Origin of the sequence: Limnohabitans sp. Rim8 (genome assembly GCF_945869175.1) — a bacterium.
Classification (GTDB): domain Bacteria; phylum Pseudomonadota; class Gammaproteobacteria; order Burkholderiales; family Burkholderiaceae_C; genus Limnohabitans_A.
Genome location: NZ_CAMBNZ010000001.1, coordinates 32,394 through 44,189 on the forward strand (window position 1 = coordinate 32,394; position 11,796 = coordinate 44,189).

The 11,796-nt window shown below is 58.8% G+C and carries 12 protein-coding genes; all 12 read right to left on the reverse strand.

Annotated features, from left to right (window positions below; genetic code table 11):
* Window positions 1-18: 18 nt before the first annotated feature.
* The 12 genes from hfq to Q0O19_RS00190 all read right to left on the reverse strand — a co-directional run bounded on the left by hfq (window position 19) and on the right by Q0O19_RS00190 (window position 11,794).
* Window positions 19-264 carry an RNA chaperone Hfq gene (gene hfq, locus Q0O19_RS00135; protein WP_019429044.1) on the reverse strand — a complete coding sequence of 82 codons (246 nt, stop codon included), beginning with the start codon at window positions 262-264 and terminating at the stop codon, window positions 19-21.
* Between the two features lie 88 nt (window positions 265-352).
* Window positions 353-1,693 (reverse strand): ribosome biogenesis GTPase Der, encoded by a 1,341-nt coding sequence (gene der, locus Q0O19_RS00140; protein WP_295518664.1) that lies wholly within the window; start codon window positions 1,691-1,693, stop codon window positions 353-355.
* A gap of 19 nt (window positions 1,694-1,712) precedes the next feature.
* On the reverse strand, window positions 1,713-2,849 hold the full coding sequence (gene bamB, locus Q0O19_RS00145) for an outer membrane protein assembly factor BamB (RefSeq protein WP_295518666.1): 1,137 nt from the start codon (window positions 2,847-2,849) through the stop codon (window positions 1,713-1,715).
* Entirely contained in the window at window positions 2,846-3,517 is a 672-nt protein-coding gene (locus tag Q0O19_RS00150; RefSeq protein WP_295518669.1) for a tetratricopeptide repeat protein, read from the reverse strand. Before Q0O19_RS00150 ends, bamB begins: the two co-directional genes overlap by 4 nt.
* A 24-nt stretch (window positions 3,518-3,541) precedes the next feature.
* The gene (hisS, locus tag Q0O19_RS00155; RefSeq protein WP_295518671.1) at window positions 3,542-4,882 is read right to left on the reverse strand and encodes a histidine--tRNA ligase; all 1,341 of its coding nucleotides are present in this window, start codon (window positions 4,880-4,882) and stop codon (window positions 3,542-3,544) included.
* On the reverse strand, window positions 4,879-6,162 hold the full coding sequence (ispG, locus tag Q0O19_RS00160; RefSeq protein WP_295518674.1) for a flavodoxin-dependent (E)-4-hydroxy-3-methylbut-2-enyl-diphosphate synthase: 1,284 nt from the start codon (window positions 6,160-6,162) through the stop codon (window positions 4,879-4,881). The genes hisS and ispG overlap by 4 nt, the downstream gene beginning before the upstream one ends.
* Window positions 6,159-7,031 (reverse strand): helix-turn-helix domain-containing protein, encoded by an 873-nt coding sequence (locus Q0O19_RS00165; protein WP_295518677.1) that lies wholly within the window; start codon window positions 7,029-7,031, stop codon window positions 6,159-6,161. The genes ispG and Q0O19_RS00165 overlap by 4 nt, the downstream gene beginning before the upstream one ends.
* Before the next feature lie 25 nt (window positions 7,032-7,056).
* The gene (rlmN, locus tag Q0O19_RS00170; protein WP_295518680.1) at window positions 7,057-8,226 is read right to left on the reverse strand and encodes a 23S rRNA (adenine(2503)-C(2))-methyltransferase RlmN; all 1,170 of its coding nucleotides are present in this window, start codon (window positions 8,224-8,226) and stop codon (window positions 7,057-7,059) included.
* 33 nt (window positions 8,227-8,259) lie between these two features.
* Window positions 8,260-8,685, reverse strand: a complete 426-nt coding sequence (ndk, locus tag Q0O19_RS00175; protein WP_295518683.1) for a nucleoside-diphosphate kinase — start codon at window positions 8,683-8,685, stop codon at window positions 8,260-8,262.
* A 149-nt stretch (window positions 8,686-8,834) separates the two neighbouring features.
* Window positions 8,835-10,037, reverse strand: coding sequence for a pseudouridine synthase (locus tag Q0O19_RS00180; RefSeq protein ID WP_295518685.1), 1,203 nt, complete (start codon window positions 10,035-10,037; stop codon window positions 8,835-8,837).
* Complete coding sequence (gene scpB, locus Q0O19_RS00185; RefSeq protein WP_295518688.1) at window positions 10,034-10,720, reverse strand: SMC-Scp complex subunit ScpB; 687 nt, start codon at window positions 10,718-10,720, stop codon at window positions 10,034-10,036. Before scpB ends, Q0O19_RS00180 begins: the two co-directional genes overlap by 4 nt.
* A gap of 48 nt (window positions 10,721-10,768) precedes the next feature.
* A complete protein-coding gene (locus tag Q0O19_RS00190) occupies window positions 10,769-11,794 on the reverse strand; it encodes an RluA family pseudouridine synthase (RefSeq protein ID WP_295518791.1) in 1,026 nt (341 codons plus the stop codon).
* Window positions 11,795-11,796: the final 2 nt, after the last annotated feature.

Genomic DNA, 11,796 nt, shown 5'->3' on the forward strand with positions numbered 1-11,796 from the left:
GCCTTGGAAGAAACCGCGTCAAGCGGTAATTTCACCCGTTTCGGGTGTGCTGAAGGTGACGGAGCGACCCGGGACAATGGTCGAAATGGCGTGTTTGTATACCATTTGTGTGACGGTGTTGCGCAGGAGCACCACATACTGATCAAAAGACTCGATCTGACCTTGCAGCTTGATGCCATTGACGAGGTATATCGAAACCGGCACATGCTCTTTGCGCAGTGCGTTCAGGAAAGGGTCTTGCAAAAGTTGACCTTTGTTGCTCACGATATGCTCCGTGTTCAGAAGTGAATAATATTTGACCTTACCACAGGCAAAGTCAGCGTCTAATGGCGAAAAATCATGCCCTCAAAGATCAGCTGGCATCTTTGTCTGCAAAAGGATTGGTGGATGTTTTCATTTCAATCCGCAGGGGTGTACCCGACAGGTTAAAAGCTTTTCTAAAGCGCCCTTCCAAAAAGCGCTTGTAGGTGTCAGTAACATGTTCCAATGAGTTACCGTGCACCACGATCACGGGTGGGTTCATGCCGCCTTGGTGTGCGTAACGCAGCTTGGGCCGGAACATGCCGCCACGTTGAGGGCTTTGGAACTGCACCGCTTCGAGCAACAAGCGCGTCAAAATCGGCGTACTCATTTTGCACATGGCCGCTTTGTGCGCCTGCACAATCGACGCCCAAACGGGGCCCAAACCCTGGCGCTTTTTCGCCGAGATGAAGTGCATGTTGGCAAAGCTCAAGAAAGGCAAACGGGTCTCAATGGAGCGCTGCACCAATTGCCGCTGGTACTCGTCCACCGCATCCCATTTGTTGACGGCCAAGACCATGGCCCGGCCACTTTCCAGTGCGTAACCTGCAATGTGGGCATCTTGATCGGTCACGCCCTGCTCGGCGTCGAGCAGCAACAGCACCACATTGGCCGACTCGATGGCTTGCAAGGTTTTGACCACCGAGAATTTTTCGATGGCTTCAAACACTTTGCCCTTGCGGCGCAAACCGGCGGTGTCAATCAGCTCGAACTTTTGCCCTTGTTTTTCAAACGGCACCGAAATCGCGTCACGCGTCGTGCCCGGCATGTCAAAAGCCACCAAGCGCTCTTCACCCAACCAGGTGTTGATCAGAGTGGACTTGCCCACGTTGGGTCGGCCCGCCACAGCGAGCTTGATGACGGAGGGGTCGACTTCGGTTTCTTCGGGTTCATCGGGAAGGTTCAATGATTCAAACGCCAACTCCACCAAGCCGCGCGTGCCCTGACCGTGGGCGGCAGAAATCGCGATCACTTCGCCCAAACCCAGCTCATAGAACTCGGTCAACTGGATGCCCTCGAGCATGCCCTCTGCTTTGTTGGCGACCAGCAATGTGGGTTTGCCAATTTTGCGCAGGTATTTGGCAATGTCATGGTCTTGCGCAGACAAACCACCCCGCGCATCGACCACAAACACCACCATGTCGGCTTCTGCCACCGCCTGCTGGGTCTGCTTGGCCATTTCTTTGTAGATGCCGGTGCTGGCGTCAGGCTCAAACCCACCGGTATCGATGACGATGAATTCTTGGCGACCCTGCTTTCCATTGCCGTAATGGCGGTCACGGGTCAAACCCGCAAAATCAGCCACGATGGCGTCACGACTCTTGGTGAGTCGATTGAACAGCGTGGATTTGCCCACATTGGGGCGGCCAACGAGGGCCAATACAGGTTTCACTTAAAAATGTTCCGATCCATCATTCAGGGCGAAATCCGAAGACGCCCCCGGTGCGTGTCACCACCACCAAAGTTTGGCCAGCGGCCAGGGGCTTGCCCACGATGGCGCTGCCGTCTGTGCTCAAACGTTGCAAAGCCTGGCCATCCTGGCGCGAGAGAAAGTGCACCAAGCCATTGCCATCCCCCATCACCACCGATCGACCCAGCACCAAAGGTGCACTCAAGCCGCGAAAGCGCAGCGCCTCTTGGCTCCAAACGGGCTGGCCGGTTTGGCGCTGCCAAGCCAACACCTTGCTGTCGGACTCCACACCAAACACCGAACTCTCGTCACCATCCAAACCTTGATGGCCTTGGGCTGGGCGTGTCCACAAAGCGCTGCCGCGTTGAGCGTCTACGCAGGACACGGCGGACTGAAACGCACGCACACACACCCCATTGCCCATGCGGCTGGCGCCGTTGACCAAGTCCACCAAACGCTCAATCTCATTGGTGCCCCGCGATGTGCCCACCAGAGTTTCCCAACGCACCGCGCCAGTGTTCGGGTTCAATGAAGCCAAACGACCGCCCCAACCTGTCAACAAGGTATCGCCAAAGGGCATGAGCAAGCCTGCTTGCTGGAGCACCAAGGGGTCACCCGAGCGTTGCTGAGTCCAGAGTTTTTGGCCCGAGGCCCCGTCAAGAGCAGTCACCATTCGGTCAGCGGTCAAAACAAACACACGGCCACCCGCCACCAAAGGGGGGGTGTACGACATGGCTGCCAAACGCAAGCGCCACACCACTTTGCCCGCTTCGATCGCGACCACTTCGTTGTTGCGCGTGATCACAGCAAAACGCTGACCGTCACCGCCTACGCCCGCTTGAAGGGGGCTGTCCAACTGCAAACGCCACACATCTTGTCCGGTCGCAGCGTCGATCAAAGCCACTTGGCCCGCTGTGGACGCCACCGCCACCCGATCACCATGCACCAAGGCGAACAAGGGTGTGGTGACCGGCCCAATGTTGGCCGTCCAGACTTTTTGAATCGCCAATTGGCCGCTCACATTGGGCAAAGCTGAGGGCTGTGGCTTGTCGGGTGAACTCGAGCAAGCCGCCACTGTCAGGGCCAAAACGCCCAAGCCAATCCAACGGGTCCAAGCGCGTGAGAAAACAGTCGTCACTTTGTTGTCTCCGAAACAGCGGTCGCATCAGGATCGATGCCCAAGGCGTTGAGTTTGGCCTGCACCAAACGTCGGTAATCGGGGGTGTCGGCCAGCTTTTTCCAAGCTTGCTGGTAAGCCACCGCAGCCTCTGGGTTCTGGCCTTTGGCTTGCAGCACATCGCCGCGCAGGTCGGCGGCAAGGCCAGACATCTCTGGCGTGAAGTCCGAGCCCAATTGCTTCAAGGCATCTTCGTAAGCTTTGGCATCCAAGTGCAAAGCGGCCAAGCGCAAACGCGCGATGTCACGGTAGCCCGGGTCTGTTGCAACCTGGGCGACCCAACTCAGAGCTTCACGGGCAGCATCGGCCTTGCCTTGGGCTTGCAAGGTTTTGGCGGCCAAAAAAGCCGATTGCTGTGCAAATTGGGTGCGGCCAAATTTGTCTTTCATGTCGGCCAAGCTGCGTTCGACCCGGGCAATGTCACCCGAGCCCACAGCGCGCTCGACTTCGTCGTAAAGCGCTGCAGCTTTGGCCGCCTGGCTTCTTTCCCAGTATTGGTAACCGTTCCATGCGGCATAACTGCCCAACACAGCGATCAGAATCCAGGAAATGAGGTTGCCCCAAGTCTTCCAGAAGTGCTTGATCTGGTCGAGTTGCTCTTGTTCATCAAGGTCGAGTGCTTTGGCCATAGTGACTTTACTGCTGATTGCGCTTCAAAGCGGAGATTGTAGGCTGTGGGCCCATTCGGCCACGGTGTTCAAGGGCTCGGTGCGCTGGGCCCCCTCCCCGTCGCGCAGCGATTTGACCGCCACTTGTCCCCGCGCCAATTCTTCGGCACCGAAGACCAGCGCAAAGCGGGCACCAGAGCCATCGGCTTTTTTGAACTGAGACTTCATGCTGCCCATGCCTTCGCCACTGCCAGCATGCATCTGGGCAGACACCCCTTGGGCCCGCAAGGCTTGCAGCACCTGCATCGCCACCGGCAAGTCAGCGGTTTCGGGAATGATGGCGTAGACATCGGGGGCCAGATCGGGCAGCGCCTCTCCCTGCTCCTTGATGAGTTCGAGCACACGCTCCACACCCAGAGCCCAGCCGACGGCAGGCGATGGCTTGCCACCGACTTGCTCGACAAGGTAGTCATACCGACCACCACCGCAAATGGTGCCTTGCGAACCCAAGCGGGCGGTGATGAATTCGAAGACTGTGAGGTTGTAATAGTCCATGCCCCGCACCAAACGCGGGTTGATGCTGTAGGCCACGCCGTTGGCGTCCAAAATGGCCTTGACCGCGTTGAAGTGGGCCAAAGACGCCTCCCCCAAAAAGTCGAGCAAGCGCGGAGCGGCTTCGACCACGCTTTGCATGACCGGGTTTTTGGTGTCCAAAATGCGCAAGGGGTTGCTGTGCAGGCGCCGTTGGGCTTCTTCGTCCAGCACATCGCGGTGATTTTCGAGATGGGCGATCAGCGCCGCACGGTGGGCCTGGCGCTCGGCGGGCTGTCCCAGGCTGTTGAGTTCAAGGCGCACATCTTGGAGGCCCAGCACTTTCCACAGGTCGTTGGCCAACAAAATCAGCTCGGCATCGACCTCGGCCCCACCAAAACCCAACACCTCAGCGCCAATTTGGTGGAACTGACGGTAACGGCCACGTTGTGGACGCTCGTGGCGAAACATGGGGCCCATATAATACAGGCGCTTTCCGCCCTCGTACAGCAGGTTGCGCTCCACCACCGCACGCACCAAACCGGCTGTACCTTCGGGGCGCAGGGTCAGTTGCTCGCCGTTCAAGCGGTCTTCAAAAGAGTACATCTCTTTTTCGACGATGTCGGTCACCTCGCCCAAGCCACGCACAAACAGCGCGGTAGGCTCGACAATGGGCAAACGCACGTTGCGGTAGGCATAGCGGGCCATCAGGCCGCGCACTTGGGCCTCCAGCCACTCCCAACGGGCCGACTCGGGCGGCAGGATGTCGTTCATCCCCTTGACGCCAACCAATTTGGGTGATTTGGCAGTCTTTACGGCTTTAATGTGGGCTTTGTCAGTCAGCGGTTCGCTCATTTTTGTTCTGCAGATCCGGAACCAAAGCGGTTCTCAATGTAGTTTTCAACCAGCACCTGGAACTCTTGCGCGATGCCTTCGCCGCGCAAAGTCAGGCGTTTTTCGCCATCGATGAACACCGGCGCGGCGGGTGCTTCACCGGTGCCGGGCAAGCTGATGCCAATATCGGCATGCTTGCTCTCGCCGGGGCCATTCACGATGCAACCCATCACGGCCACCTTCAGGTTTTCCACCCCAGGGTAGTGCGCACGCCACACAGGCATTTGGGCGCGCAAAAAGTCGTCGATCTGCTTGGCCAGTTCCTGAAAGGTGCTGCTGGTCGTGCGGCCACAACCTGGGCAAGCCGTCACGCTGGGTACAAAAATACGCAAACCCAGCGACTGCAAAATCTCCGACGCGATCACCACCTCTTGCGTGCGGGCTTCGCCCGGCTGTGGGGTGAGCGAGACGCGAATGGTGTCGCCAATGCCCTCTTGCAACAAAATGGACAAAGCGGTGGCCGAGGCTACGGTGCCTTTGGTGCCCATGCCCGCCTCGGTCAGTCCCAGATGCAAGGGGTAATCGCAGCGGCGGCCCAGTTCACGGTAAACCGCGATCAAATCCTGAACGCCCGAAACCTTGCAGGACAAAGCGATCTGTGCCCCATTCAGACCCATGGCCTCAGCGCGCTGGGCCGAGGAGATGGCCGAGGAAATCAAGGCCTCGTACATCACCTGACGCGCTTCCCAAGGCTGGGCTCGTTGGCTGTTGGTGTCCATCAGATCGGCCAACAACTCTTGGTCGAGACTGCCCCAGTTCACACCGATTCGGATGGCTTTGTCATAACGCATGGCCGCTTCAATCATTTGGCCAAACTGGACATCGCGCTTTTCACCTTTGCCCACGTTGCCTGGGTTGATGCGGTATTTGGACAGCGCCTGGGCACAAGCGGGGTAATCGGTCAGCAAGCGGTGACCGTTGTAATGAAAATCGCCAATCAGCGGCACATCGATGCCCATTTTGTCGAGCTGGTCGCGGATGTGCGGCACGGCCTCGGCAGCCTCCGGCGTGTTCACCGTGATGCGCACCATCTCCGAGCCGGCCAGGGCCAATTCCTTGACCTGGATGGCGGTGCCGATCACATCGACCGTGTCGGTATTGGTCATGGACTGCACGCGCACAGGCGCACCGCCCCCCACCGTGACCACCCGCGAACCCCAGACCACTTGGGACTGACGGCTGTGGCGCTTGTCTGGCAATGCAATGGCAATCGCATCGGGGGCAAATGTGGGTTCGTTCATGGTTTCACCTCAAAACGGGCGGTATTGACTTGTGTGTGCGGCTTGAGGTCAAAGGGCTGGCCCTTGACACGCAATTGGATGGCATCTGATCGGCCCACCACCACAGAGACGGGCAAAGACACCGAGAGACGTTTGCTGTCGCCGGGGTTCAAAACCCCGTTCCAGACCAGCTGTTTTTGAGCATCTCGCACCTCGATCCAGCTCATGCTTTGCGCTGAGAACACCAATTCTGGCTCGGGCACGGCGACAGTTGCCCCAGTCGCGGTTGCGGCCACACTGGTCACCCCAGGTGCCAAGGTCGGCAAAACCGGCTTGACCTCGGTCACCACCGCCTTGGATTTGGGCTCTGAAGAAACGAAACCCGGCCCCTGAGCACCCAATGCAGACGGTTCAGGCAAGGCCACAGGACCGGCAATTTGAACGGTGGGCTCATAGACAGACCAGTGGGCACGCAAACTTTCAAACCCTGCCCACTGGGAAAAATTTGGCAACCAAATCAAACCCGCAATCAAGAGCAACATGCCCACAGCAATCCACAATATTTTGAGTGGGGCAACAGGCGATGTCGGGGACAAACGGCCCAAATTCGCAGGGGCTGTGTAAACCTGTCGCACAACACCATTTGACTCCAGATAGTTGGCCGACATGGGCATCAAAGCCAAGACAGGGGCCGGATCCACACGCAATTGTCGGCACACACTGGCCGCCAAAGCACGTGCAAACACGGGGCTTTGGTCCACCAAGTATTGATCAGCCTCCAAGGCCTCCAATTGCCGCACAGGCACTTTCAGGTTCACCGACAAAACCGCCAAATGCATCCCCACGGCCAACCGTGCAGCCTTCAAAAGTCCACCAGCAGTCGTCGCCATAGGGGAACTCTCATCTTGTGCGTTTTCAGTCATCACCAGGCTCCCCGACTTGAACAGTTGAAACGGACGACAAATGGGGAGCAGGCACCAGTCGAATGGTGCGTTGCTGGGCCATGCGGCTTTGCACTTGGGTCCGGTCTTTCACGTCCCCCGCCAGTTGACCGCAGGCGGCGTCGATGTCATCGCCTCGGGTTTTGCGAACCGTGGTCACCATTCCCGCATCTTGCAGTTGTTTGGCAAAAGCCTGCACGCGGGCATGTGGAGAGCGCAGCAAACCGGAGGCCGGGAAAGGGTTGAAGGGGATCAGGTTGAATTTGCAACGCAAGCCTTGACGGGCATGCTTTTGGACCAGGTCCACCAACTGGCTGGCATGCTCGGGCTGGTCGTTCACGCCGTCCAGCATGCAGTACTCGAAAGTGATGAAGTCGCGCGGTGCATGCGCCAAGTAGCCAAGACAAGCGTGCATGAGCTCATCGAGCGGGTATTTGCGGTTGAGCGGCACCAGGTTGTCACGCAGCGCATCGTTGGGCGCATGCAAGGAGACCGCCAGAGCCACAGGGCAATCGGCCGATAGACGCTCGATCATGGGCACCACGCCAGAGGTGGACACCGTGACACGGCGGCGCGAGAGGCCATAACCGTGGTCGTCCAGCATGGCGCGCAAGGCAGGCACCAAGGCCGAATAATTTTGCAGTGGTTCGCCCATGCCCATCATCACCACATTGGAGATGACACGGTCTGGGGTGTTCAGGTGTTTGCGCAAAAAGTGTTCTGCAAACCAGAGCTGCGAGAGGATCTCACCCGTTGTGAGGTTTCGGCTGAAGCCTTGATGGCCGGTCGAGCAAAAGCGGCAACCCACTGCACAACCGGCTTGGGAAGAAATACACAAGGTGCCTCGGTCGTCTTCGGGAATGAACACCGATTCGATGGCATTGCCATCACCCACATCGAACAGCCACTTGATGGTGCCGTCGGTGGAGATGTGTTGACTGAGGACAGGCAGAGCCGAGATGTGGGCATGTGCCTGGAGCTTTTGGCGCAATGACTTGGCCAAATCGCTCATGTGATCAAAATCCGCAGCGCCCCGCTGGTGAATCCAGCGGAACAACTGGGTGGCCCTGAAGCGCTTTTCGCCCAGCCCCTCACAAAAAAGGGCCAAACCATCCAGATCAAATTCGAGAAGGTTGGCCGTCATGGGGTGCTGGGACGGGCGAGGACCGCTACGCGATCAGCGTGCGTAAACGTTCAAGCCAGCGAAAAAGAAAGCGATTTCAGCGGCGGCTGTTTCAGGGGCGTCAGAGCCGTGCACCGCGTTCGCGTCGATGCTGTCGGCAAAGTCAGCGCGGATCGTGCCAGCGTCGGCTTTCTTGGGATCGGTTGCGCCCATCAGGTCACGGTTTTTGGTGATGGCGTTCTCGCCTTCGAGGGCTTGAATCATCACTGGACCGGAGATCATGAAGTCAACCAGGTCCTTGAAGAAAGGACGGGCCTTGTGCACAGCATAAAACTGCTCGGCTTCGCCGCGCGACAGGTGCGCCATACGGGCAGCGACCACTTTCAAGCCGGCTGCTTCGAAACGGGCGTAAATTTGACCGATGACGTTCTTGGCGACAGCGTCTGGCTTGATGATGGAGAGAGTGCGTTCGATGGCCATGGTTTTTCCTATTGCAAAGTATTTTTAATCGATTTTGCCCTGCGGCAAAGCTGTTTATTCTAACCGCAGCCCAGCGGTGTTATTCCCCAGAAAATGATGGGCCCACAGGGGAAAGGCCAGAACGCAAGCGCCCAAGCCCAGGGTCTGGTTCAGCGGCTGCGACCGCCGCGACCCGTACCGCCCGGGGCTTTTTTCAAGCGGTTGAAACTTTCAGCCCCGATGTACTTGGCTTCGCTCTTGGGCGCATCCGCCTTGGCATGCAAACCTGAGCCGCCTGGAGCCTGATTGGGCTTGGCTGCAGGTTTGGCACGCGGCACAGCCGTGCCCGCCCTGCCCTGCCCACCCGTGCGGGGACGGCGGTCGTTGCGGTCGGTTCTGGACACTGGGCGCGGCACAGGGGTGCGGGTGCGGTCCAAGGTGCCAGCGGCGCGCATCAAGGCCCGGATATCGGACTCGTCCAGCTCCAGCCAAGCCCCACGGCGCAAGCCGTGCGGCAAGACCATGGCGCCATAGCGAATGCGAATCAGGCGGCTGACCGCATGGCCCACCGACTCCATCATTCGGCGCACCTCCCGGTTACGGCCTTCAGAAATCGTCACCCTGTACCAGCAGTTGGAGCCCTCACCACCGCCGTCTTCAATAGAACCGAACTGGGCCGGGCCGTCGTCAAGGTTGACACCATCGAGCAGTTTTTGCTTTTCTTCCTTGCTCAGCGCCCCCAGCACGCGCACAGCGTATTCACGCTCCAAGCCAAAACGGGGGTGCATCAGCTGGTTGGCCAATTCACCGGAGCTGGTGAACAGCAACAAACCTTCGGTGTTCAGGTCGAGACGCCCCACCGATTGCCATTTGCCGTTTTGCAAGCGGGGTAATTTACGAAAGACCGAGGGTCGGTTTTGGGGGTCGTCGTGGCTGACGATCTCACCCGCAGGCTTGTGGTAAGCGATCACGCGGGCGGGTGGTGGATCGATGCGGATGTGGATCGGCTTGCCGTTGACCTTGATTTGATCACCATATTGCACGCGTTGGCCCACATGGGCGGGCTCGTTGTTCACCGCGATGCGGCCTTCGGCGATGAGTTTTTCCATCTCCAGCCGCGAACCCATGCCCGCTTGCGCCAGCACTTTGTGCAGCTTGGGCGAGTCGGTTTGGGGGGCGAGCACGCGTTTGCCCAAATCGACTGTGAGGTCTTCTGAGGCCTCTTCATCGTCAAACTGGCCAGACACCACATCGGCCAAAGCAATGGCTTTGTAAACCGACTCTGAAGGCGCCTCAGACTGGGCGGTTCGCGCAGTTCGTGCGGTCGTTTGGGGTTTTGACGCATTGCTGTCGTCTGATGAGGGCTTGTTCATGTTGGGGCGGACTCTTCGCCTTGCAGCGGACGGTCTAGGGGGTTAAGAAGGTCTTCAGAGTCGGCCGCGATGGGCATTTCAAAAGGCAAAGCGTCGATGGCGTCTTCAAGCGACAAGGACGGCTGCAAGGGCAAGGCTTCCACCCACCCCGACAAAGCCGCACTTTGGCCATCCACTTGAGACAACATGGGCAACTGGTCGAGGGCAGCCAAGCCCAAATCGTCGAGAAACTGGCGCGTCGTGGCGTAAAGACCGGGTCGGCCAACGGTTTCGCGGTGGCCAATGACCTCGACCCAACCGCGGTCTTCCAACTGCTTGAGGATTTGCGAATTGATGGTCACCCCGCGGATGTCTTCCATGTCGCCACGGGTGACGGGTTGGCGGTAGGCAATGATGGCCAAGGTTTCGAGCACTGCCCGGGTGTATTTGGGGGGCTTTTCGGGGTGAAGACGGTCAAGGTAATCGCGCAGTTCAGGGCGGCTTTGGAAGCGCCATCCACTGGCCACGCGTGTCAATTCCAGACCTTTTTGAGCCCACTCGAGTTGCAGGTCTTGCAGCATTTGCCGCAGGGTGTCGGCCCCGAGCGCATCGTCAAACAGCACGCGCATGTCGCGCAATGACAAAGGCTGGCCTGCTGTGAGCAAGGCCGTTTCCAGGACACGTTGGGCTTGCGCCGTGTTCATGTGTCGGTCTTTCGGAAAAAGACGCCTCACGGCGTCGGGAATGATGCCTCACGGCGTCGAGTGCACAGCAACTGTACATTTGTAGGTGAGTTGATTGTAACTGAGCCCCCAATTGGCAAGGGCCTGCGTCATGTCGTGGGGCAATGCCGAACGGAGGGCTATAGATTCCCCGGTGATCGGGTGCTCAAACGCCAAATGCCATGCGTGCAAGGCCTGTCGCTCTAAGCCTGCTGCCTTGGCACCGCCATAAACTGAATCGGCCAGCAAGGGGTGCCCGATGTGGGCCATGTGAACCCGAATTTGGTGGGTCCGCCCGGTGTGCAGGGTGCATTGAACCAAGCAGCCGTGCTGGTTTTGGTCCAGCACCTCGATCGTCGTTGCCGCCGTTTTGCCCGACTGGTAAGTCAAATCCACCACCGCCATGCGCAAGCGATTGGCCGGGTCACGCCCGATCGCCGCTTCCACGGTGGTGGGCGAAGGGGCTGTCCAGGGTTTGTGGCCGATGGCCAGGTATTGGCGCTTGACGTCACGTGCCGCAATCAGTTGTACCAATGCGTCCATGGCTTGGCGGGTGCGGGCCACCACCATCAAGCCACTGGTGTCTTTGTCCAAGCGGTGAACAATGCCCGCCCGGGGCACGTCTGAGGCCAGCGGGTCCAACGCCAACAAACCGTTGAGCAAGGTGCCGCGCCAATGGCCGGGGGCGGGGTGCACCACCAGACCCGCTGGTTTGTTGATGACCCGCAGGTGTGCGTCTTCGTAGACCACGTCGATGGGCATCTGCTCGGGCACGAAAGCCTGCGACTGGGGCGTGGCGCGCAAGGTGACTTGAACCTGGTGCCCCAGGCGAACTTTGGAAGACACCTTGGTCACGATGCGCCCGTCGATCAACGCATCGCCTTGCTCAATGAGTTGCTGCAAATAACTGCGCGAGAACTCAGGCACCAACTGAGCCAGCGCTTTGTCCAAACGCTGGCCATGCAAATCCATGGGCACTTGACTGGTGCGCACCTCCTCGTCCGAAGCCTCCAGCACGCGCTCGCCCTCGTCCACCATGGCAGAAGGCTCATGCATTT